This window comes from Nostoc sp. ChiQUE01b (genome assembly GCF_034531255.1).
Lineage (GTDB): Bacteria > Cyanobacteriota > Cyanobacteriia > Cyanobacteriales > Nostocaceae > Nostoc.
In genome coordinates this window covers 69,300-93,554 of record NZ_JAVRBM010000021.1, presented here as the reverse complement: position 1 = coordinate 93,554, position 24,255 = coordinate 69,300, and the positions used below count along the sequence as shown (strand labels likewise).

Annotated in this window: 19 protein-coding genes; 7 read left to right on the top strand and 12 right to left on the bottom strand. The window is 45.4% G+C overall.

The window, feature by feature from the left end; genetic code table 11:
* The first annotated feature begins 259 nt into the window (after positions 1 to 259).
* The 3 genes from RMY63_RS16225 to RMY63_RS16215 all read left to right on the top strand — a co-directional run bounded on the left by RMY63_RS16225 (position 260) and on the right by RMY63_RS16215 (position 4,478).
* The gene (locus RMY63_RS16225) at positions 260 to 1,396 is read left to right on the top strand and encodes a cytochrome P450 (protein ID WP_322729683.1); all 1,137 of its coding nucleotides are present in this window, start codon (positions 260 to 262) and stop codon (positions 1,394 to 1,396) included.
* Positions 1,397 to 1,493: 97 nt separating this feature from the next.
* Positions 1,494 to 2,630 carry a cytochrome P450 gene (locus RMY63_RS16220; RefSeq protein ID WP_322729682.1) on the top strand — a complete coding sequence of 379 codons (1,137 nt, stop codon included), beginning with the start codon at positions 1,494 to 1,496 and terminating at the stop codon, positions 2,628 to 2,630.
* Between the two features lie 165 nt (positions 2,631 to 2,795).
* Positions 2,796 to 4,478 (top strand): alpha-keto acid decarboxylase family protein, encoded by a 1,683-nt coding sequence (locus RMY63_RS16215; RefSeq protein WP_322729681.1) that lies wholly within the window; start codon positions 2,796 to 2,798, stop codon positions 4,476 to 4,478.
* 1 nt (position 4,479) lies between these two features.
* On the opposite strand, the gene RMY63_RS16210 is transcribed toward RMY63_RS16215, so the two are convergent.
* Positions 4,480 to 4,686 (bottom strand): hypothetical protein, encoded by a 207-nt coding sequence (locus RMY63_RS16210; RefSeq protein WP_322729680.1) that lies wholly within the window; start codon positions 4,684 to 4,686, stop codon positions 4,480 to 4,482.
* A 29-nt stretch (positions 4,687 to 4,715) separates the two neighbouring features.
* Between RMY63_RS16210 and RMY63_RS16205 the strand changes: the two genes are divergently transcribed.
* The 3 genes from RMY63_RS16205 to RMY63_RS16195 all read left to right on the top strand — a co-directional run bounded on the left by RMY63_RS16205 (position 4,716) and on the right by RMY63_RS16195 (position 8,227).
* A complete protein-coding gene (locus RMY63_RS16205) occupies positions 4,716 to 6,392 on the top strand; it encodes an alpha-keto acid decarboxylase family protein (protein ID WP_322729679.1) in 1,677 nt (558 codons plus the stop codon).
* A 143-nt stretch (positions 6,393 to 6,535) separates the two neighbouring features.
* On the top strand, positions 6,536 to 6,658 hold the full coding sequence (locus RMY63_RS16200) for a hypothetical protein (protein ID WP_322729678.1): 123 nt from the start codon (positions 6,536 to 6,538) through the stop codon (positions 6,656 to 6,658).
* A 222-nt stretch (positions 6,659 to 6,880) separates the two neighbouring features.
* Positions 6,881 to 8,227, top strand: coding sequence for an NAD(P)/FAD-dependent oxidoreductase (locus RMY63_RS16195; protein ID WP_322729677.1), 1,347 nt, complete (start codon positions 6,881 to 6,883; stop codon positions 8,225 to 8,227).
* A gap of 41 nt (positions 8,228 to 8,268) precedes the next feature.
* Here the strand turns inward: RMY63_RS16195 and RMY63_RS16190 are convergent, their stop codons facing one another.
* The 5 genes from RMY63_RS16190 to RMY63_RS16170 form a co-directional block, all read right to left on the bottom strand.
* Entirely contained in the window at positions 8,269 to 10,692 is a 2,424-nt protein-coding gene (locus tag RMY63_RS16190) for a single-stranded-DNA-specific exonuclease RecJ (RefSeq protein ID WP_322729676.1), read from the bottom strand.
* A gap of 88 nt (positions 10,693 to 10,780) precedes the next feature.
* The gene (locus RMY63_RS16185; RefSeq protein ID WP_322729675.1) at positions 10,781 to 13,666 is read right to left on the bottom strand and encodes an NHLP bacteriocin export ABC transporter permease/ATPase subunit; all 2,886 of its coding nucleotides are present in this window, start codon (positions 13,664 to 13,666) and stop codon (positions 10,781 to 10,783) included.
* 2 nt (positions 13,667 to 13,668) lie between these two features.
* A complete protein-coding gene (locus RMY63_RS16180) occupies positions 13,669 to 15,951 on the bottom strand; it encodes an NHLP family bacteriocin export ABC transporter peptidase/permease/ATPase subunit (RefSeq protein ID WP_322729674.1) in 2,283 nt (760 codons plus the stop codon).
* A gap of 34 nt (positions 15,952 to 15,985) precedes the next feature.
* Entirely contained in the window at positions 15,986 to 17,431 is a 1,446-nt protein-coding gene (locus RMY63_RS16175; RefSeq protein ID WP_322729673.1) for an NHLP bacteriocin system secretion protein, read from the bottom strand.
* 236 nt (positions 17,432 to 17,667) lie between these two features.
* Entirely contained in the window at positions 17,668 to 17,910 is a 243-nt protein-coding gene (locus RMY63_RS16170) for a hypothetical protein (protein ID WP_322729672.1), read from the bottom strand.
* Between the two features lie 274 nt (positions 17,911 to 18,184).
* On the opposite strand from RMY63_RS16170, the gene RMY63_RS16165 reads away from it, so the two are divergent.
* A complete protein-coding gene (locus tag RMY63_RS16165; RefSeq protein ID WP_322729671.1) occupies positions 18,185 to 19,213 on the top strand; it encodes a hypothetical protein in 1,029 nt (342 codons plus the stop codon).
* A 69-nt stretch (positions 19,214 to 19,282) separates the two neighbouring features.
* On the opposite strand, the gene RMY63_RS16160 is transcribed toward RMY63_RS16165, so the two are convergent.
* The 6 genes from RMY63_RS16160 to RMY63_RS16135 all read right to left on the bottom strand — a co-directional run bounded on the left by RMY63_RS16160 (position 19,283) and on the right by RMY63_RS16135 (position 24,252).
* Complete coding sequence (locus RMY63_RS16160) at positions 19,283 to 19,501, bottom strand: alpha/beta hydrolase (RefSeq protein WP_322729670.1); 219 nt, start codon at positions 19,499 to 19,501, stop codon at positions 19,283 to 19,285.
* A 459-nt stretch (positions 19,502 to 19,960) separates the two neighbouring features.
* Positions 19,961 to 21,112, bottom strand: coding sequence for an efflux RND transporter permease subunit (locus RMY63_RS16155; RefSeq protein WP_322729669.1), 1,152 nt, complete (start codon positions 21,110 to 21,112; stop codon positions 19,961 to 19,963).
* Positions 21,085 to 21,333, bottom strand: a complete 249-nt coding sequence (locus RMY63_RS16150) for a hypothetical protein (protein WP_322729668.1) — start codon at positions 21,331 to 21,333, stop codon at positions 21,085 to 21,087. Before RMY63_RS16150 ends, RMY63_RS16155 begins: the two co-directional genes overlap by 28 nt.
* Before the next feature lie 303 nt (positions 21,334 to 21,636).
* Complete coding sequence (locus RMY63_RS16145; protein WP_322729667.1) at positions 21,637 to 21,957, bottom strand: hypothetical protein; 321 nt, start codon at positions 21,955 to 21,957, stop codon at positions 21,637 to 21,639.
* Between the two features lie 77 nt (positions 21,958 to 22,034).
* Entirely contained in the window at positions 22,035 to 23,288 is a 1,254-nt protein-coding gene (locus tag RMY63_RS16140) for an NAD(P)/FAD-dependent oxidoreductase (protein ID WP_322729666.1), read from the bottom strand.
* 199 nt (positions 23,289 to 23,487) lie between these two features.
* Entirely contained in the window at positions 23,488 to 24,252 is a 765-nt protein-coding gene (locus RMY63_RS16135; RefSeq protein ID WP_322729665.1) for a lipocalin family protein, read from the bottom strand.
* Between the last annotated feature and the right edge of the window lie 3 nt (positions 24,253 to 24,255).

Sequence of the window (24,255 nt, the reverse complement as noted above, 5' to 3'; positions counted from 1 at the left end):
GTCTTAAAAAGGCTTGATTTGGACGCTTTCCTAATTTGATGTCTGCGTCAAGAGATTTTTGTTATAGCCATGTTGATGAAATCTGGATTCAGCCCGTAGACGCTTCTCCTGTCGGAGACGCTACGCGAACGTCTTGTGGCAGACATCGCTCTAGGGCTGACTCCGTAATTCCACAACAGATTTCTCTCTCATAGATGATACGTCAGATAGTGCCAGCATCTGACTCAGTTCAACTTGCAATTTTTTAAGGAGATTTGTCATGACTAGCGATTTACAGTTCCAACCAACCGATCCACAATTCCTGCTCAATCCTTATCCAAGGCTTGCTAAAATGCGTCAAGAAGCGCCAGTTTTCTATGACAAAGAGCAGCAAGCTTGGATAGTGTTTCGCTATGACGATGTGGAACGAGTAGCAAGCGAATGGAAAACCTTTTCATCTAAATCGCCGAAACCCCTTGGCCGAGAAGATTTTACTCAGAGTTTACCCCAGACCGATCCGCCGAAACATCAGTCACTACGCACCCTTGTACAAAAGGTGTTTACTCCGCATCGAGTCGAAGCTATGGAATCTCGGATTACCGAACTGACTCACGAGTTGCTGGATCAAATGAAGCAACACAAACAGGTCGATTTAATCCAAGCTTTCTCCTCACCTCTGCCGATCATCGTGATTGGAGAAATCCTCGGTGTACCCCTTGATGAGCGGGAAGACTTCAAGCGCTGGTCAGAGGGGGTATTAGCTACCGATCCAACAGCAATAAAAAATATGGCTGACTATTTCCGCAAATTACTCAAGGAGCGGCAATCGCATCCAGGCCAAGATTTGATCAGCGATTTAATTGCGGCTTATGAAGAGGGAGAAAAGTTGACCGGACAGGAAGTTGTGGATTTTTGCATCCTACTGTTGACAGCCGGGAATGAGACGACAACTAACTTAATTACCAATACCATTTGGTGTCTGCATGAGCATCCCGATGAAAACCAACGCTTACGCAATGACTTGTCTCTATTACCGAGTGCAATTGAGGAAGTACTGCGTTATTATTCCCCGATTACTTTTTTGAATCGATTCACGCAAGTAGAAACCCAAATTGGAGACCAGACAATTCCTCAAGGGCAACTTGTGCATCCGTGGCTAGCTTCTGCCAATCGAGATGAACATAAGTTTGAAAATGCCGATCGCTTCATCATTGATCGAGAACCGAATAAACATTTTGCCTTTGGTAATGGAATTCATTTCTGTTTGGGCGCACCTTTAACTCGACTAGAAGCCAAGATTGGGATCAAAGCTTTGCTGGAGGAATTTCCTAACCTGTGCGTTGACTCTACTGAGCCTCTCAAACCAATTCCCAACATCAGGGTGCATGGACTCGAAAGCTTGAGTGTTTTGTTATAGAAAATGCAAGTTTTTTGGGTTTGCTTTCACAGCGATCGCCTAATCATTACCACCCCTAGCTTATTGACCGACAATTTTTGACAAAAGGAGATTTATCATGACTAGCGATTTACAATTTCTACCGACCGATCCACAATTCCTGCTCAATCCTTATCCCTGGCTGGCTAAAATGCGTCGGGAAGCGCCGGTTTTTTATGACAAAGAGCAGCAATGTTGGATGGTGTTTCGCTATGAAGATGTGAAACGAGTATTAAGCGAATGGAAAACCTTTTCATCTAAAATCCCCAAACCCCCCGAACAAAAAGATTTTACTCAGAGTATAGTTAACATCGATCCGCCGAAACATCAGTCACTACGCGCCCTCGTACAAAAGGTGTTTACTCCCAATCGAGTCGAAGCTCTAGCACCGAGGATTACCCAAGTGACTCACGAGTTGTTGGCGCAAATGAAGCAACACAAACAGGTAGATTTATTGCAAGCTTTCTCCATACCTCTGCCGATCACTGTGATTGCAGAAATGCTTGGTGTACCTCTTGAACGTCAGTCAGACTTCAAGCGCTGGTCTGACGGGGTAGCAGGGTTTAATCAAACAGCTATCAAAGAGATGGGTGACTATTTCCGCGAATTACTCAAGGAGCGGCGGGAGCATCCCGGCAATGACCTGATCAGCGATTTAATTGCGGCTTATGAAGACGGCGAAAAGTTGACCGGACAGGAAGTTGTGGATTTTTGCATCCTACTGTTGTCAGCTGGTAATGAGACGACAACTAACTTAATTACCAATACCATTTGGTGTCTGCATGAGTATCCCGATGCAAACCAACGCCTACGCAATGACTTGTCTCTATTACCGAGTGCAATTGAGGAAGCACTGCGTTATTATTCCCCACTAGTTTTTACTAAGCGATACACCCAAGTAGAAACCCAAATTGGAGACCAGACAATTCCTGCTGGGCAATTTGTGTGGGTGTGGCTAGCTTCTGCCAATCGAGATGAACATCAGTTTGAGAATGCTGATCGCTTCATCATCGATCGAGAACCGAATGAACATTTTGCCTTTAGCAATGGAATTCATTTCTGTTTGGGCGCACCTTTATCTCGACTAGAAGCCAAGATTGCGCTCAAAGCTTTATTGGAGGAATTTCCTAACCTGTGCGTTGACTCTACTGTGCCTCTCAAACCAGCTCCCAACCTGCTAGTACATGGACTGGAAAGCTTGAGTGTTTTGTTATAGAAAACTTTTCAGCCCCGCTCTGGAAGGGGGCAGGGGGCAAGGGGAAAGAAAAATCTTGAAAATTGTTGTCTCCTGTAATGGATGGGGTCTTCTCCCCCCGCTCCCTGCTCCCCTGCTTCTTTTGACATCGACCACATAACTTTGAAAGAAAAAAGGAACATCAACATGTCTACACAGTACACGGTAAACTCGTATCTGTTGGATCGTCTCAAGGAATTGGGCATTCGTCACATCTTCGGTGTGCCAGGAGATTATGCTTTCCCTTTGATGGATCGCATGGAGACGACTGAGGATATCTCGTGGATCGGTAACTGTAACGAACTCAACGGAGCCTACGCTGCCGATGGTTACGCCCGCATTCATGGGATTGGTGCGTTTGTGGTGACTTGTGGAGTCGGAGAATTGAGTGCGGCTTGCGGTGTCGCGGGTGCATACAACGATCAGGTTCCGCTGATTGCGATCGTGGGTCATCCTCCCAAAGAGGGAGTGAAGACCGGACTGACTACACACCACGGCCTAAGAGGCGATTTTAGTGGCTTTGCCAGGATCTACAAAGAATTCACAGTGGCTCAGGCGCTCCTCACACCGGAGAATGCTTGTCAAGAAATCGATCGCGTCTTTGAGGCCTGTTGGTCAGAGAAGCTACCAGTTTATGTTCAGCTTCCCAGAGATGTGGGAGATCTGCCCGCACAACCCCCCACAGCAAAGCTGGCATTGTCTGAGCCTGTGAGCGATCCCAAGCAACTCACAGTCTTCCTGGAGAGCTTGCTGCCATTGCTGAGTGCAGCACAGCGCCCGGCGATGCTCGTTGATGTCTGGGTGGGTTCATTTCATTTGACAGAGCTGGTTGAGTCCTTCGCCAGCAAGAGTGGCATCCCTTTTGCGGCAACCCCTGCGGCTAAGTCAGCTTTCCTGGACGAAACCCACCCGCAGTATCTTGGGACGTACCCAGGAGAGATAGAAGGTAATGCTGTCAGTCAACAGATCAAAGAAGCTGATCTGCTGCTGCGCCTGGCTATTCATTACGACGAAACGAATACTGGACGTGCCGCCTTCAATTTGCGATCGCCTGAGGTTGTGAATCTCCAGATCAACAGCGCAGCGATCGGAGAGTCTGATTACCCGAATCTTCGCCTGCGTGACGTGCTGATGCAGCTAAACGAGAAAGTTGACCACCGCGAGTTCGCCTTTTCCAAACAGGCTCGCACCACCTCTGTGGCGTTTGAGCCACAACATGATACCCCAATCACGCAAGAGCGATTGTGGCAGCGCTTCGGTCATTTCCTTCAGTCAGATGATGTCCTTGTCATCGATCAGGGCATGTGTTTTGGGGCGACGATGGTGACCATACCAGCAGGCGCCAGGATCGTGACTCTGGGGTCGTGGGGTGCGATTGGCTATGCACTCCCGGCTGTCCTTGGGGCGCACCTGGCAGACAACAGCCGCCGTCACCTGCTTGTGCTTGGAGATGGAGCTTTCCAGATGACGGCACAGGAACTCTCGACCATCTTACGCCATGAACTGAACCCCATCATCATCTTGCTTCATAATAATCGCTACGAGATTGAAAACGTTTATCGGTTAGATGGTTACAAGGAGATGCACTATAACGAACTTCAGTCCTGGAACTATCATCAGTTGCTGATGGACTTCGCACAGACGCAAGAGCCATTGGGTCTAAAGGTCACCACTGAGTCAGAGTTAGAGACGGCCTTCACCAAGGCGGCTCAGGCTCAGACTGAGGGAAGATGTGTGCTGATTGAGGTGATCCTGGCTCCGAATGATGTTCCTTCCTATGTCGCCGACAGCTTTAATATAGGTCTGGAGCGCCAACGAAACTCGAAGTAGCTTACACCATACTACAAGCGTTTTTAAGGGGATGGTCGGGGGCGATCGCTGCGCTGTTAGCGTTTAGCTGAATCAATTGAAACACAGGAGTATGACAATGACGGACATAAGCATCGACAAACCAACAGGGGTCAAGGTCGAGGCGCGGGTCGTGCCTTATCAAAATGACGCTTTGAGAATGGCGATCGAGCGGTCGCATCGACCACATAACTTTGAAAGAAAAAAAGGAACATGAATATGTCTACACAATACACAGTAAACTCGTATTTGTTGGATCGTCTCAAGGAATTGGGTCTTGGTCACATCTTCGGTGTGCCGGGAGATTATGCTTTTCCAATGCTTGATTGCATTGAGAATAATCAGGATATTTCGTGGGTCGGTACTTGTAATGAACTCAACGCATCCTACGCTACCGATGGTTACGCCCGGATTCGAGGTATTGGTGCGTTTGTGGTGACTTGTGGAGTCGGAGAATTGAGTGCGTCTTGCGGTGTCGGAGGGGCTTATGCCGAATGGGTTCCGGTGGTCGCGATCGCGGGTACACCTACCACACAGGCATTGAAGACCGGACAGGCTACACACCACAGCCTGCACGGGGATTTTAGTGTCTTTCCCAGGATCTACAAAGAATTCACGGTAGCTCAGGCGCTTCTCACACCGGAGAATGCTTGTCAAGAAATTGATCGCGTCCTTGAGGCATGTTGGTTAGAGAAGCTGCCAGTTTATATTCAGCTTCCTAACGATGTGGGAGGTCTGCCGGCTCAACCGCCTACAAAAAAGCTGGCATTGTCTGAGCCTGTAAGCGATCCAACACAACTCGCGTCCTTGCTGGAGAGCTTGCTGCCATTGCTGAGTGCTGCACAGTGCCCCGCGATGCTCATTGATTCTCCGGTGGGTTCTTTTCATTTGACAGAGCTGGTTGAGTCTTTCGCCAACAAGAGTGGCATTCCCTTCGCAGCAACCTTTACAGCCAAGTCGGCTTTCCTAGACCAAACCCACCCGCAGTATATTGGGACGTACCAGGCAGGGATGGAAGGTAATCCTGTCAATCAACTGATCGAAGCAGCCGATCTATTGCTGCGCCTGGGTATTCAGCACGACGAAACGAATCATGGATGTGCCGCCTTCGATTTGCGATCGCCTGACGTAGTGGATCTCCAAATAAAAAGCGTGGCGATCGCAGGATCTGACTATCCGAATGTGACTCTGCGTGACGTGCTGATCAAGTTAAGCGAGCAGGTTCCCCACCGTGAGTTCACCTTTAGTTCCCAACAGGCTCGCACCACCTCTGTGCCCTTTGAGCCACAACACGATACCCCCATCAAGCAAGATCGCTTATGGCAGCGCTTCGGTGATTTCCTTCAAGAAGATGATGTCGTCGTCGTCGAGCTGGGTACGTGTACTGTTGGGGCTACGGGGGTGACGATGCCAGCCCGCGCCAGGATCATAACTCAACACACGTGGGAGGCGATTGGCTATACACTGCCGGCTGTCTTTGGGGCGAACGTGGCAGATCAGAGCCGCCGCCACCTGCTTGTAGTTGGAGATGGTGCCTTCCAACTTACTGCACAGGAACTCTCGACTATCTTACGCCATGAACTCAACCCCATCATCTTCTTGCTCCACAATAACAACTATCTGATTGAGAACGCGATGCGGGTAGATGGGAAGCAGATGTACTATAACGAAGTTCAATCCTGGAACTATCATCAGCTGGCGATGGTCTTCGGACAGACACAGAAGCTATTGGGTCTAAAGGTAACAACTGAGTCAGAGTTAGAGACAGCCCTGACGCAGGCGGCTCAGGCTCAGACTGAGGGAAGATGTGTGTTGATTGAGGTGATGCTGGCTCCCAAGGATGTTCCTTCCCAGTTAGCCGAGTCCTTAAGTCTGCTAAAGCGCGAACAAAAGTAGAACTTGCAGCCTAGATCATACTACAAGCCTTTTGAAGAGGATGGTCGGGGGCGATCGCCTTGCCCACGTCACCGCAGGCGTGGAGACAGTCGAGATCGCCGGTGTGACCGTCCATATCGGCACCCCCGCCACGCTACCCACCGATGCCGGCAAGCGCGCCTATATCGACATCCACGGCGGCGCGCTGTGCCCTGCATCCTCTGTTGCTACTAACTGGGATAGTTGTGAGTGGTGCAGGAATTGCGATCGCATTGAGACTGCGCTGATGAAGTTGCTTGCAAAAGCTGGTGGTGCAGGGATTCACATACTTTTGTACACCCAGCGACCTGACGAGAACGTAATTGGCATAGAGCCGACTTGATATAGACTAACTTTGATTACTTTCATCATTTTTTCAATTGTTCTAAATAAACAGCAACCGATATCATAATGCTGTTACATCTTTGTTAAGAATAGTTACAGCTTCTTAACACAAGGAAATATTTATTATGGTAGTCTCACTTGAAAAGAATGCACCGCATCGGGTTGTAATTGTTGGTGGTGGCTTTGGTGGACTGTATACAGCAAAAGCTTTGAAGACAGCAAATGTAAATGTTACTCTCATTGATAAACGTAACTTTCACCTATTTCAGCCGCTTTTATATCAAGTTGCCACAGGTACGCTATCACCTGCTGATATTTCTGCACCATTGCGATCTGTATTCAGCAAAAGCAAAAATACAAAAGTGTTGTTGGGAGAAGTAAATGATATCGATCCAAAAGCGCAACAAGTTATTTTGGGTGATGAAGTAGTACCTTATGACACATTAATTGTTGCCACAGGTGCTAACCATTCCTATTTTGGTAAAGATAACTGGAAAGAATTTGCTCCTGGGTTGAAAACTGTTGAAGATGCTATAGAAATGCGTCGCCAGATATTTTCAGCATTTGAAGCAGCAGAAAAAGAAGCCGATCCAGAAATTCGCCGTGCTTTGTTGACTTTTGTGATTGTGGGGGGTGGGCCCACCGGTGTAGAATTATCGGGAGCGATCGCGGAATTGGCATACCAAACTCTTACAGAAGATTTCCGCAGCATCGACACCTCAGAAGCGAGAATTTTACTATTGCAAGGGGGCGATCGCATCCTCCCACACATTGCGCCAGAATTATCGAAAGTAGCAGCAGAATCTTTGCAAAAGTTGGGTGTGGCTGTCTACACTAACACCAGAGTCACAAATATTGAGAATAACATCGTTACTTTCAAGCAAGGCGATGAATTGATAGAAATTACCTCAAAAACTATATTGTGGGCAGCAGGTGTTCAAGGTTCGCCTATGGGGAAAGCCCTAGCAAAAACTACAGGTGTAGAGTGCGATCGCTCTGGACGGGTGATTGTAGAACCAGACTTGTCTATCAAGGGTTATAAAAACATTTTTGTAGTGGGAGATTTAGGCAATTTTTCTCATCAAAATGGTAAACCCTTACCTGGTGTTGCACCTGTAGCCAAACAACAAGGAGAGTATGTAGCTAGACTCATTCAACGCAGGCTTCAAGGTGATACTTTGCCACAATTTCGTTACAATGATGTGGGTACTTTGGCGATGATTGGGCAAAATTTAGCTGTTGTAGATTTAGGTTTAATCAAACTCAAAGGTTTCATTGCTTGGCTCTTTTGGCTAGTAATTCACATCTACTTCTTAATCGAGTTTGACACTAAAATAGTAGTAGCAATTCAGTGGGGATGGAATTATATCACTCGTAATCGTCGCTCTAGATTGATTACAGGTCGAGAAAGTTTTGTAGAAACAAAAACTGTTAACAATAGAGTGCAACAGCCTTCTGGATCACCTCTGTAACTCAGGGATTGCACCCGATAGGGAGATGTAGGTACGTCACATTATTTACTGTCGTAGCTGGCGATCGCTACAATCGTAGATAAAGGCACTTGGGCAAAATACTGTTGCTGAAATTGTTCTTCGCGGACAGCAGCTAAAAATCTTGCAACTGCTTCATCAGCAAGGTTTTCGGCACTATCGCTTGGATGCCAGGTAATTTGTAAAGAACGGTCTTGTCGTTGAACTGTGAACCCTAAATATTTTAAAGCTTTGATGCCGACAAGTAAGGTTTGGTCGCTGATGCCGATTTTCTCTAAAAGTTGTCTGCGGGTAACTAGTTGATTTGTGCGACTGAGATATTTGGCAATTCCGACAAGAGTCAGCCAAATTTGATTGGGTGGTTGGTGCTTAGGTTTAGACCAAGCGATCGCTAATTGTTGCTGATTGTCAAGCCCAGACGTAGAGCGGCTTGTTGCCAAACATCGCCGCAACCAAGTGCGTAAATCATCCCAATTCGTGGGACAATCTTCAATAATTAGTGCTGAATGCTGAGTGGTGAGTGGTGAGTGTTCCTGATTCCGTAAGTCTAGGATGAAGGGTGTTAGCGATAGCGGGGCGTTGAGCCTCTGCTGAGTGTTGAGTGCTGAGTTAACAGAAGAACGCACGGCAATTAATCTGATTTCATAACGTTTTTTGAAGGTGTTGTAGTCTAGTTCTGCTATGCAATCACATCTTCCTATAGGCAATTCATCTTTATAGTGTCCCCACCATAAGCCAGGAAAAGCACTTCTGGTGGAATCATCCCGAATATCAAACTCAGTTTTAATGTACTGTACCTTTTTCCCTTGCCAATCCTGCTGATTGCGATGCCAAGAATTTTCAAACCAGCAGTTTTGAATTAGCAATTTCGGAACAGGATTACCCATTCCACAAGGTTCTAGCAGTTTCAGTTCCAAAAATAACTCTTTCCCCAAGTCTGCAACTGTTACCGTCAAGTCTGCTTGTACGGTTGGCGTTAGAGTTGTACTACCTAAAGATTGCCGCAACTGTTGATTAATTGCAGCTGTAAATAAAGGAATGTTCTCTACCAACAAACTCAAACCTGCTGCAAAAGGATGTCCCCCAAAGCGGTGTAACAAATGTGCTTGCTCTTTCACCAGTTGGTATAAATCGACAGAATTCACCGAACGAGCAGAACCCCTTGCTAAGGGAGTAGGGAGTAGGGAGTAGGGAGTAGGAGCGGAATCTTTCCCACTCCCCACTCCCGATTCCCCACTCCCCTCTGTACTCAACAAAATAGTCGGGCGTCCAGTTTCTTGTGCTACCTGTCCGGCGACTAAGCCCAATACACCCGCAGGCCATTGGGCATCTTCTAGGACAATGACGCTGGTGGTTGATAAGTCTAATTGGGTGAGCTTTTGCGCTACTTGTGCCTGCACATCTTTTTGTAAAGATTTGCGGCGGGCGTTGGCGAGTTCTGTAATTTCGGCGAGTTCGTTACAACGTTTGACATCCCGACTAGTTAATAATTCCACGCAGAAACTGGCATCACCTTGGATGCGACTAACGGCATTAATTCTTGGCCCCAAACCAAAGGAAATATCTGTGGGGCGATCGCCACTTTTCTGACATAATTCTAATAATCGCCCTACCCCTGGCCGCCGTCGCGCTGCTGCTGGCTGTTTAAAATCTTCTTGCAGTCGTTGAATTCCCATCTGTGCCAAGTAGCGACAATCTCCACTTAACTGCACTAAGTCGGCAATTAATCCGACTGCAACTAAATCTAATAAATCTTCTAAGGGATATTTGGCAACATTGGGCAGGCTTTGATATAGTGCTTCCACCAACTTATAAGCTACCGCCACCCCAGAAAGATTAAATAACTGATGTTCCTTTGGTAAATAACGGGGATTGATAATCGCTGCAACGGGTGGGCGTTCGGCTGGTAAAGTGTGATGGTCTGTAACTATTACATCTATACCTAGCTGTTTAGCATAGATAATTTCCTCAATGTTTGTGCTACCTGTATCGCAAGTAACTATTAATTTGCAATCTTGTTTTGCTAAGTTATCAATGCCTTGATTATTAAGTCCGTGGGATTCTTTCAGGCGATTGGGAATATAGTAAATTAACTGAGTATTTTGAGCGAAAAACTGCCCCAATCCATCCCAAAGTACCGATGTGGCTGTAATCCCATCGGCATCGAAGTCTCCCCAAATGGCGATTTTTTCTTTAGTATTATATGCTTGTTGCAGGCGTGCGATCGCTAGATGCATTTCTTGCCCAAACTCAAAGGGACTTGCTGGTTGATAAGCTTTATAGTTGATAAAAGCTGTTAATTGTTGACGATCTTTAATACCCCGTTGCCACAACAACTGCGCTGCATACAGTCCACTTGATACAGGTGTGTACTGTTTCACTGCTTGGATAAACCACTCTGGTGGTTGTTCAGTTGCTGTTATAGTCCACTGCTGTTGTTCTGGCATACAAAAAAAGTTAGGAGCGCCCCACGAGGGGGAAGTCAAAAGTTAAAAGTCAAAAGTCAAAAGTATTAAAACCCCCTAAACTGGCATTTTACTCCATCTGTCGAGCCACCAGACGGGCAAACAGACCCTCTTGCTCGATCAATTCTGAAAAACTACCTACCTGCACGACATACCCAGCGTCCATTACATAGATCCGATCGGCGTTGCGAATAGTGCTGAGGCGATGGGCAATTACTACTCTGGTAGCATTTAACCTATCTAGACTTTCAGTAACGATCGCTTGAGTATTATTATCCAAAGCACTGGTTGCTTCATCCATGAGGATAATTTTCGGTTTTGAAATTAGGGCGCGGGCAATCAATAATCGCTGGCGTTGTCCGCCAGAAAGGTTGCTACCACCTTCACTAATCACTGTATGCATTTGCATCGGCATTTGTCGGATGTCATCAGCAAAACCTGCCATCTGTGCAGCTTCCCAAGCTTCATCTCGTGAAACTATGGCTCCAGCAGTGATATTTTCAAAAATGGAGCCTGAGCCAATTCTGCCGTTTTGCAGTACAACCCCCAATTTTCGGCGTAGGGTTTGGAGATCCAACCCTGCCAAGTCTTGACCATCGTAGGAAATATTTCCACTCAATGGACTCTCAAAGCCTAACAGCAAACGGAATACTGTTGATTTTCCACTGCCGGAAGGGCCCACGATCGCTACAAATTCTCCAGGTTCTACATGAAGGCTAACATCATTGAGAATTAAAGGGCCATTTTCCGTATAGCGAAAGTTGACATTTTCTAGGGCGATGCGACCAGTTAACTGACCGGGGTTTTGTTTGATCGAGTCAAATTCTGGTTGCGATCGCAAAATCGGCTGCATTCGTTGCCACATTGGTATAATGCCCCAAATGTCAGTTGTGGTATTGCTCAGGTCAATTACCCCTTTGATAAAAATCACTAAAGCTGAGTTAAAAGCTAAAAATACTCCAGTTGATAGATGTGTCTTCAGCAACAAGCTAGAAGTTGCAAAAATCAAGATAGAACTGACCATTGGCAGTGTTTCGTTAAACACAGCGATGCGATCGTTAATTACCTGCACACTTGTTTTAAGTCTGACTTGCTGGCTGTACTTTTTCGCCCAAGCTGCAAAGGCCCGTTCTTCTGCCATTGCAACTCTGAGTTTGGCAACACCATTAATTAGCTGTACTATCAATCCCTGAAGTTCGCCATCGAGTTGTTGCTGTTTTTGGGATTTCTTCACCAAAAAAACGCTAGAAACAGCTGTAACGATCGCAGCCAATATTGCTAAACTAGCTGCCACCAGAGCCAGTTGTGGACTATAAGCAAACATCAGCCCCAAGTTAAGTAAAGCAAATACACCACTCAATAACGCTCTTTGGGTAGTATCGCTGAGTTTTTGATGGATGTGCCGCACCGACATAACGCGGTTGACCAAATCTCCGGTAGTATATTGACGGAAAAACTTGGGACTCAATCTGAGTAACCGATCCCACAATGCAGGTTGCAATGCACTATCTGTAACACTTTCAACTCGCAGAGTCATAAAACTTTGGACAATTTGAAAGGCTAACTGTCCAAAAGCAACTGCCACTAAAATCAAGCCTATCTGCCAAAGTAACACGCGATCGCGATCAGGAATTGCATGATTTACGACAATAGCTGTCGCCTGTGGTGCAATCATTCCTAATAAAGTTCCCAGTATCCCCAGGCCAAAAATACTGGCAATGTCTTTCTGATAACCATTAGTGGCAAACCGCAGCAATCCAATGGCATGGTGAGCAATCTTGGGTAAGGGTTTATACAGAATATAGGCTGAGGTTAATAGTGTTTGAGCTACTACTTGATTTACAGGTGTGCGAATTTGGGTAAAGGGGTCAAAGACGATATAACCCTTGCCTTCAGTTGGTAATAAAGCCACCGGATGCTGTTCTGAATCAATATAACCCAACAACGGCCCTTGATCCTTGCGCCACCAGCCCTTAGTTAACTGCACGCGACGGGTACGAATTTGCGATGAGCGGGCGATCGCTTCTACTGGATCTTTGATATGAGTGATATCCTCACTTATGGGAGAGCGAAGTTGTATTCCCTGTACCCTCGCCACTGCTCCCAACGCCACCAGCAGGGGTGTACCTGACTGAAAAAATCCGGTTTCTGTTTCTGGTTCTAATACTGTGGCTAATTGAGATAATGCCCCTTTAGCAACTTGGCGATTCAGTTGTTTTCGTTCCTCAAACCGCCGACGATTTGCCTCTGCTTCCTGAGCGAACACAAAACTTAGATAGGATAAAAAATAAGTATGCAAGTTCGCCAAACTTACAGGTAAATTCTCAATATTTGCTAACTCTGCTGTTGATAAAAGTTGCCCAGTAACTAAATTTTCTGCCTCCAACCAGAAAGCATTGGTAACAGGAAAAGCAGGTGATTCCGAATCCAGCTTAAGATTGTTAATTCCCATCCAGAGCGCATTACCTTGCTGGAACTTCACCCAGAAAACTGCTTTTTCTAATAGTTGTAATGTTTCACTGTCACATAATGATAAGTTGCCCTCTGCATCAGGCTGTACAACATTTAGAGGTGTTGTTAAAACTATTTCCTGAGCAATAATTGTCTGACTTAAATTGTGTATCCAACCTTCTACAAGAGCAATTGCTTGATTGTCAATTGATTTGATTTCCAGGGCAAAATCAGCCATTGGTAGCGGAGATAAAATTGTGGCTTCAATTGCTACCGCGACAAATCCCCATTTTGACAAAGCTGCACCAAACAACGCTGCATTGGCACTAACATTAAATAAATAATGGCGACGAGCTACTGGTGAACCATCCTTAATCCTAGTTGCAAATACCGCCAGTGTTCCAGATTGCACTACCCAGCCTGTGTTTGGGTCATCAAGTAATATTAATTCATTTGCTTTAACGTTGTACAGTTCTGGAGAATAATTCATCTGAGTGTAAGTCATTTTTATACCTCTTCTGAGCGGAGTAAATGTGTATAAGTGCCTCCTTGCTGCCATAATTCTTCATGGGTACCGCGCTGTACGACCTTACCTGCTTCCAGTACAATAATTTCATCAGCATCCCGAATTGTGCTGAGGCGGTGAGCGATCGCAATACAAGAGCAACCACGTTGTCGGAGGTTACGGTCAATGATCATTTCTGTTTCGGCATCAAGGGCGCTAGTTGCTTCATCCAAGACTAATACTGCTGGGTTTTTTACCAAAGCACGAGCAATTTCTAAGCGCTGGCGTTGTCCACCACTCAGATTCATACCCCCCTCAATCAGCTCGGCATCATATTTTCCTGGCAGAGATAAAATTAGATCCTGAATAGCTGCATCTTCACAAGCCCGGAGCAAATCTATATCTGTGACAGTTGAATCCCAAAGAGTAATGTTTTCGCGCACCGTTCCAGCAAATAAGAAAATATCTTGTTCCACCATTGCTAAAGAGTTAGCCAGAACATAGCGATCAATTTGCGTCCGAGGTATACCATCAAAGCAGATTTCCCCATCCCAAGGCTGATAAAGACCGCAGATTAATTTAGCAACTGTAGATTTACCAGAACCACTTCCCCCCACAATTGCTATCCGTTGTCCTGGTTTGATAGTCAGGTTTAGGTTCTCAATAAAAGCAGGATCGACGCGACTGTAGCCAAAAGTGAGATTGCGTAACTCAACGTAACCCTGTAATTGAAAGAGATCGGAGGATGGGGAGATAGAGAGATCAAAAGAAGTTCTTTCCCTTGTCCCCTTGTCCCCTTGTCCCCTTGTCCCCTTGTCCCCTTGTCCCCAGTCCCCAGCCCCCAGTCCCCAGTCCCCAGTCCCCAGATCAACTGGGTTTTGCAAAACATCATCAAGGCGGTTTAAATCAGACTCTAAATCTTGCAGCGTACTGCCAAAATTTACCAGATTATTAACTGGCTCTAAAAAGCTTTGGGTTAAACTTTGGTAAGCTACTAGCATCCCAATACTGAGTTTGCCATTCATCACTTCTAAACCACCGACAACCAAAATAGAAGCTGTTGTTAAGGCTGTCAAAATTGTGGGTAATGTCGTTAAAATTTGAGTTTGTAAGTTTAATTGCTGTTGGGCGTTGAGGGCTTTAGCATAATGTCCAGCAAAGCGAGAAAATAAATCGGACTCCAGTCCAGAAGCTTTCACAGTTTCTATAGTTTGCAGACCGCCGATTGTAACTCCAGAGACTTTACCATGTTCCTGCGCCAACCGCAGATTTGTATTGATGCGAGTTTGCGATAAAAATTGCAGAGCGAGTATATTGATGACAGCAAAACCACAAGCGATCGCACTCAACAAATGGTTATACTGCATCATAATCAGAAAGTAAAAAACCATCATCAATGCATCAATGATTGTTGTTGCCAAACGTCCTGAAAGTGCTTCGGCAACTTTGTCATTCAGTGCAACCCGACTGCTGATTTCTCCTGCATAGCGCTGGGCATAAAAGTTAATTGGTAAGCGCAAGATATGCCAAAGAAACTGTCCTGACATACTCACAGAAAGTTTAACCATCAGTCGTCGTAGATATGTAAACCGTAATGTAGCTAGTAATATCCGACATCCTCCAGTCAAAGCCATCCCAATTAGCAAAGGGCGCAGCCATTGTTGGCGGTCTTGGACTAAAATTTCATCAACAAATACTTGTGAAAATGCTGGCACTGCTAATCGCGGTATTGTCAATAACAACCCTGCTAATAAGCAAAATAAAATAGTAGCGCGAGAATTTTTTAAGCGTTTAGATAAGGCGGAGACAATGTTAATTTTTTTGCCTCCCTTCTGAAAGTTTTGCCCTGGTTCCATAACCAAGACTATACCTGTGTATCCGGGATTAAATTCTTCTAGAGAAATAGTTCTACGACCTGTGCTTGGGTCGTTAAGATAGACAACCCCTTTGCGAAATCCTTCTACTACAAGAAAGTGGTTAAAATTCCAAAAGATAATATAGGGTGGACGGAGGGTTTTTAATTGTTCAAGTGACTGCTTTAAACCTTTGGCATCTAAGCCAAAATTTTTCGCAGCTTTCAGAATATTAAAAGCTTTGCTGCCATCTCGTGAAACACCACATTCTTCTCTCAGTCGAGCCAAGGGTACAATCCGACCGTAATAACTTAAAATAATTCCCAGAGCAGCAGCACCACATTCCACCGCTTCCATTTGTAAAACTGTGGGAGTGTGAACGCGACGATTTTTAAATAAGGCTAAAAAATTTAAACTGAAGGGCAAAAACATGATAAAAAACCATTTTGAAGGTGGAATTTTGAATTTAATAAATGCCAGTCCAGGAACGGAGGATAGGAATAATATAAGAAATAGGTGCTTTTTCTCCGATTTTGACTTGCACAGAAGTAGTAGTACCGGGTGATATTTTCAGCGGTGGTTCATCTCCAGATGACCATTTGTAGCCACTGATACTAGTCGGCGCTTCTTGTAGCTGGGCAAAAGCCTGTACACGAACTTCGCCATTTTTTGCTAGGCTGGTGGCGATATCTTCATTGCCAACGATCGCAGTGATATCTTGGGTAGTGACCGGAAAAGGAGAAATATTTGTTAAAACTCCCACCATTCCGCCGTAGCGTTCACGTTTGGCAAAACTGGGTGTAACTTGTACACTCATCCCCGGTTTAATTTGTTTGCCATCTTTGTTATCAAAGTAAATAACACTCACAAGTTTGGCTTTGGGATCTGCAACTTCGAGCGACCCCAGACGCACACCAGAATTGATCATCTGACCAGGTACAACACTGACTTGGAGAATTTGAGCATTGTATTTACTGATGATTTTGCTGTCTTTAGCCAGTTGCAATTGCAATTGAGCAATCCGCAGTTTTACTTCTTGAATTTGATTGATTTTATTGATAGCCTGTTTCAGGTCTTGTTCGTGTAATTTTGTCTGTTGAGTATCAAGGTCTTTAATTTTAGTTTTAATCTCGTCTATTTTGTTAAGATGATCAAGAGATTGTCGTTGAGTATTAGTTGCTTGGATTTGTAAATCCTTGATTTGTAAATCAATTTCTGATAATTGCGTTTGAGTGTTGATATATTCTTGCTTGGCTTGTACTAGCAAATCCTGGCTGATTACATGCTCCTGAAATAGTTGTTGTCGCTGCTTTACCCGTTGTAGGAAAATTTGCTCTAAACCTTTGATTTGTTGCTGGCGTAATTGCAAGGTTTGGCGTTTTTGAGCGATCGCTGCTAAATCTTGATCTCGCAGTTGTGGTGATATTTGCTCTCGCTTCAGGCTGCTTTCCATATCTATGCGTTGCTGCTCAAGCATCCTAATTTGTTGATCTATGACTTGCTTTGACAATCTCTCAGTATCTTGATTCTGCGTTTGTAGTTGAAGTAGCTTCGTTTGCTCTTGCTGAAGTTGCTGCTTCAGGGTAGATTGCTCAATAATCCCCAGTACATCGCCTTTCTTGACAATATCTCCTGGTTTGATATTCAGGGTTAATAATGCTCCAGAACTTGGGGATTGCAACTGTACTACATGGCTAGGTCGAATCAATACACCCTGACCTGTGACAGTTAAAGGAATGCGTCCGTACACACTCCAGACTCCAGCCGTAGCAACCAAAAAACCCATAGTAGTTAAGGATATCCAAGCTTTGGGTTTGATCGCTTGCATGAGTTGATCCAGCTGTTCTGGAGATGACAGGCGATCGAGTGCTTCTTGACGGAACAGTGGGGTATGGGTACGTCTTAGGTGCATTTTGCTTCTCCCTGTGTTTTTACTTGGTTCGTATACATCTCGATTTTCGTCTCCAGGTATCCGATGTTTTTAACCTTAGAGAGCGATCGAGAATAACTAGGGAAGAAAATGCAATTTATCAAAGAAAACGCCCACTTTGTTAATTTGTGGACAAGGTACAGTTCACCCCCACATACCAAAAACCCATCGCAGGGGCATCCTGGAGGGGGTAAAAATTTTTGTACTCTCTCCTATATTTAGTAGACCGAATACACTTCTATCGAGTTATCACTGGCATCACTCGCTGATGGGGGCGATTCTACTTTACTATTAGTAATACCTTTAAATGTTAACAAATGGACACGAGTTCTTTCTACACGGGGGTCTTTTATATCGCTAAAAACTAATTCCATTTTTTCTGTAAGTGCAGTCACATTCGCTATACTTAAAGTCTTTGAGGTTTTAGTAGTCAGATTTAGAGATTTGAAACCAGATGCCATGAAACTGCCCCGTCAGGTAATATAGACACTTTGCTTATTAGCGTACTACTTAACTTCTTTAATACTTAAATCGTCTCTAACAACCTATAATTGTGCAAAATAATCTGTATTCTTCACTACAAAATTAGATGCGCTTACCCTGACTTATTTTTGCCTTTGTCATCAACATTGCGGTGCAGATAACGACCAATGATAATGTATTCATTATCACCATTCTCCCCAAGCTCGTATTCAAGAAAGAAACGACAGGGACAATATTTTAGGAAAGCTTTTTATGAATAAATTAGACAAGACAACACAAATTGTATCTCCCTGGTGGCGTTGGCCTCTTGAAGCTCTATTCCCAGATAAAAAATTTGATGGACAATTCCAAAATCCAGGTAGCGAAGAGGTTTTTGATTTTGACTCGATGATATCATCTGTTGATCCCATCACTCTGATTGCATCTGATATTGCCTATTATCCAGAAAACGATAAGCGCGAACTTTTTACAATATTTGTTTCTGGGCTGGGACAACGTGAGTCTGAGTCTTCAAAAAGGAGCCGTAGGTATGCTAATACTCTTTTAACTGGCATCGTCAATATGAACAACTCTTCTTTTCTGAAACAACGTCCAATTATTGCTTTCATTAATCGATACCTTGATTGGATAAATGGAGCCCTTGACTATCTAAATTTATCTGGTAGTCCAGTCATTAAAAATGCAGCGATTTTGATTAATTATGCTGTAAAGAACTCGATACCTCTTAATTTATCGGGTGATAGTCTTGGAACAATCTACTTGGCTAGAGCTATTAAGCTTGCTAAAACAATCTTTGTCAATGAACACGCTAGGGTGTTTGACTTTAGAGAACGACAAATTCAAGAACAAAAGTGGCAGCAGCACACTAGTCAACTCATCAATGTTTTCACCTTCGGAAACGGCTATCGAAAATGGGTATCAGGCCCAAATTATATTATGGTTTTCATTGAAGGCGATGTATTACCACAAAAATTTGGAATAACACCCCAAAGAGCTATTGAACAAAAACGAGACGATATAAAATTTTTGGTATTTCAGCGTTTGTTTACTGAAGGCAACTTTGAAGCCCATAACATGATGTTTACAATCGAACTTCTTCGCCAAACTTTTAAGAAAAATCAAATTGAAGTTGGTGATTTTATCAGCTTATATAACAAACTCAATTCCAACACTCTAGAAGTTGCCACACCCGATGAAATATCATGGCCAAGCGATATGAAAAACTACGTATGGAATCTAGACAGCCTCAAATCAATTCCATCTCTCTCGTTACATGAATAAAAATATAAATGATTTAGTTATTTCGCTTGCTTCAAAGCAGCTTTTAATTCTTTCTCAAAACATTGAAGCTCAACTCCCTTCGATATAAGCGCTATCATAGTAGTTTGTGAGTGCTAATTGGCTGCTAATTTTACCTTCTTGAGCATAAGTTTTTAAATCAGTAACAGAAAGAGAAAATTCTAAAATACTGTAAGAAAATTTTATTTGTTCAGCACCGAGAGCGGGCATCATTCCCATGCTCAACATTCCGATAATAGTACCAACCCAAGCAGGAATTTTAAGTTTCATAGTATCGTGTGCATGAGTAATTTGATTTATGGTGTCCGATGCTTACGGAGACGTTAAACAAGAGGTTGAGCTAGTGTGATCGCCTAACGCCTCAATTGATTGAACTAATGGTGTCTGATACCTTTCGAGAAATAAATCAATACAAAGGCGATCATTCCTATCGCTCCCATTGTCTTGTCTATTGTGATCAATACGGGAGGGATAAGTATTAACAGAAGCAGTAAATTGTGCTTGAATATAAACATCTTGAATCGTTTTTGTGTATAGTAAGGCAAAGTTTCAAGTAAGTATTGTTTTGCATAACTTTGTAACTTTTTTAAACGCATAGGCGCTTCTCTACGAGACGCTACGCGAACGCCTTCCCGTAGGGTAGGTACGCAAAGGTTAGCGCAAAGGTACGCAGAGTGTTCGGAGGACTAATTGGCTACGGATTCATCGAATGTTATATTTAGAGGAAAATTATGAATATTCGACTGATTTGCTTCTCTGGAGTGATAACGGCACTGATCGGTTCAGTGATTGGTTTGGGCCTAAAAGCGCTGTACCGAGTGACCAACGGCTCATGGCTCCTGCACCTGAAGCCACCACCAGAGGATAGAACCCCAGTATCCCTGCCAGTGCCGTCATCAAAATGGGGCGTAACCGCTCTTCAGCCGCCCGAATAGCAGCTTGGGTGATGCTCATGCCAATTTCACGAGATTGATTGGCGAATTCTACAATCAAAATCGCGTTTTTACTGGCAAGACCAATCAGCATGACCAGCGCTACCTGGGCGTAAATATTGTTATTAATTACTGGCCATACACCCCCTGCTTGAAAGACATTAGCCCGAAAAACGATCGCACCGAGGGCACCCAAAATCGCTAGGGGTACTGTCATCAAAATGATCAGGGGATCGATATAGCTTTCGTATTGCGCGGCTAACACCAGGAACACAATGACAAACGCTAAACCGAAGATAATCGGTGCTGCACCCCCGGAGGATTTTTCCTGAAACGCCGTTCCCGTCCACTCGTACTCAAATCCAGGCTGCAATGCTTGTTCAGCAACCTCCTCCATCGCCGCGATCGCCTGTCCTGTACTATAACCTGGTGCAGGTACAACATTAATCTTGATCGCCGGGTAAACATTGTAGTCGGTGACAATCGGCGGATAAGATATCTGTTCGGTGCGAACTAACGTACTCATTTGCACAAGATTGCCATTTTGCGATGCCTGCGGCGGGCTGCGCCTACGCACGTACAGCCGACTAATATCCCCTGGGTTGGAGCGGAAGCTGCCTTCGGCTTGAGCATAGACTCGGTAAAGTCGTCCTCCCAACACATACTGGTTGACATAATTCCCACCCAGATATGTCTGCATGGTTCCGAAAATGTCATCAATATTAATATTTTGGGCTTTAGCTTGGTTGCGATCGATCGACACTTGCATAATTGGGGCGGCGGTTGTGAATTGGGTAAACACACCTGCCACTTCTGGGCGCTGGCGAGCCGCCCCCATGAATTGTTGAGCGCTAGTTATCAGGGATGCCATCGGCAGGGCGGCTCGATTTTGAATGTAAAGCTCCAAACCACCAGTGCTGCTCAATCCATCGACTGGCGAATGGGACACCAGTGCCGACACCCAACGCTGCTACGCTCTGAGCCGCTGGCGAGGGCATCGGCTTGCCCCCAGCCTGGGCTCGCGGGCATCGGTGCGAGCAGCATGACCATAACGGCTACCAATATCCCCACCAGCTTCGGCAGCAGACGCCCCTTTAGCATGTGACGATTCCAGTTAGCGTTGATGATCTTGTTGATAATCTTTCTGTCCATATCAGATTTTCTTTTCATCTTTGATCCGAACTTGTTGAGCGAACACGCTAACTTTGGGCAAAATTTTGAAAAACTTAAATAACCTGAGTTCGGGATAATAAATCCTCAAAACCCTTGATTTCTCATTGTTCGGTTTAAAGCTCTGTTTTAATTTATTCTCAATAAGACATATTGTTAAGATTAGTCTCATTTGTGAATCTTATTGACAAAATGATTCCACTTTAATCGCTTCTTTCATCACTTAGAGTTTTGCTCAATTCTTACAGAATAAGCTTTTTAGCTTCTGGTTTAACCCAAACTCAGGTTAAATACTGCTGAAGATTACCCCAGGCGAGGAAAGAGGCAAGCTGCATTTCCCCGCGCAATCTTGTGTTTTTCGTCTTCGTTAAAACCGGAATAGGCAAAGAACGCCTTGATCGCGGGTGCGATCGCCTGACCCTCGCTCCCGACGAGATGCTCTGCCAAAGCTGGCTGGGACAGGATACCGACATCAATGCCATGTTGATCCATCACCTCGATATGCTGCTCGCCAGACCAAGGTGAGAGCGTCACGCCATCGGCACTCCCCGACTCCTCAGTAAGCGCCTGGACATAAGCAGGGAGCAGGGGATGGGTATGTACGTCGAAAATAGCATCGGACATGGAACCTCCTGAGATCATCCATTCCCAAATTTATGTAACGCGATCGCACCCGCATAGTTACCGCTTCATCTGTACGGTCAGAGCTTGTACCTAGCATGATGGAGAATTCCATCACTCAGCCATTCAGCCGTCACTTTCAGATTATGGGAAGGCAATGGCAGCATCTCCAGATATGCCAGTTGCCGGATGGCGTATCCCGGTCTGCCCTTGACTTCATACCGATCGAAAATCTCCGCTGCCCCCTCTTCCATGCCTAGCTTCATTAAGGTGCCTCGCAAAGACACTTGACTGTCTTTCAGGGCTTCACCCTTGGAGAGAGCAATCAAGTTCTGAGCGATCGCCTTTCCCTGCTGATAAGCCACTTGCGCTAAGGCGGGTTGTGGCAGATGTTGCGTCATATAATCACCGCCGGCAAAAACCTCTGGATAATTGATTAACTGGAGAGTCGGGGTAACAAAAGGACGACCGTGGCGATCGCGGTCTGTTTCCGGAATGGGAAGATTTTTAATCAGCGGATGTAGTGCTGTTCCTGCCGTCCAAACTATCGTTTCAGCTTCTAAAACAGCAAGCTGACCGTCATGGGTATACTCAATCTGACCTGGATGCAGCATTGTTACCGTAGCCCCCATCAGCAACTCAACCGGAATCACCCGCTCTTGCAGGGCAGATCGGGCTGTTTCGCGTAGGCGAACATTGATATCACCCGCGAGAATATCTGCACTGCGATTCATCAGCACAATCCGAATTTCTTGAGGATCGCCGCCAAATTGGGTATAGAAAACAGGTAAGCTATCCGCCAAAGTGGCTACGAGTTCAACACCTGCTGGGCCTGCCCCAATTACGGCGATCGTCAGCAATTTTCGACGCAGTTGGGGGTCTTTAGTTTGGCTGGCGCGTTGAAAGCACTGGACAATGCGCTGCCGTAGCGCTAATGCATCCTCTCCTGTGCAAAATGTCAAAGCATATTCAGCCGCTCCCGGTGTGCCAAAGTAGCCAACTGCGCCTCCCACTGCCAACACCAAATGGGTGTAGGTGTAATGCAATCCAGAGACTAATTCCACCTTTCGCTCTGTCAAGTCGATTTGACACAGCGTGTCTTGCAAAAAAGTAACGTCAGTGCCTTGCAGCAGTTTTTGGTATCTGGGCCAGACCTGATTACCATCCATCTGTCCGTTGAGAAACTCATACAGCAACGGCTTAAAGATAAATCGCTCCGATTTATCAATGAGGAGGACTCGACCAGAATATCGGTGCTGGCTGAGGTAAAGAGCAGTGAACAATCCTGTGAAACCACCACCCAAAATTACAGTTAGCTGATTTGAATCACTCACTTCATCCTCTGAGTCTGGAAAGCAAAGGGCATTCGGTTTTATACAAAATGGCATTCAATTAACATCAAACTCCACTATTAGTAAACAATCTAAGATTTCAAATTTGGGTAAATGCTGACTATACACGCGCTATTCGAGATGCGCCTTCAGTGCCGGAATCGAGACGCTCCAGCCTATTGGGTAGATGCAGACCGACTCCTCATAACCAGTCAGCAACCATCTCAATGACGACTCGACCAGTGACCGTTTTTCCACGAAGCGTCCCGGTGATGGCACTAAACCCTTCGTACTTGTGCATTCCAGCCGGGGAGACGAACTCCTGCTCAACAACGTCTGGTCTAATGATCAGATGCCCATCCAACTGAGGAATCCGAATGTCCCAGTCGATGGGATAGACGTGTTCAGTCTCCAGACTTTTCCACGGCTTCGATGCATTCGCCGTCAATGGTTCACAGGAGACAACTTCAACAGCGCCATTAGGTCGCACTACCGTTGCCCAAGAGTGTACGGGGCGACCAGCCTCGATGAACTCCCACACGCTGATGTGATCGCCATTGTCGAGGATGATGCCAAACCAGACCCACTTTTTCAATTCGGTGCTGAAGAAGCGCGGCACTACACCCCACTGGCGATCGAGCCAGGCATCCCCGGTAACTTTGTACCGCTCGCCGCCGATGGACACCGTTCCAGTGGCGCTCATCGTCGGGAGCGCATAGTGGTAGGTCATGCCACCGAGAGCCGCGAACAGACCGTTACCGAGATTGGGCAACAAGGGTCCGGTTTGCTGGGCAGTGATATCGACCTCGATACCAGCTTTTGACCAGTTGCCTTTGAAGTTCATCCCAGAGGCGGTACCGGAGCTGAGGCGATCGGCGTGATCACCTTGAATTTCTCCGTGTCGAACGAACTCCTGTATTTTTGTAATTTCGATCCTCCGTAGCAGTGCAGTGATAAATTCCTGCATTTA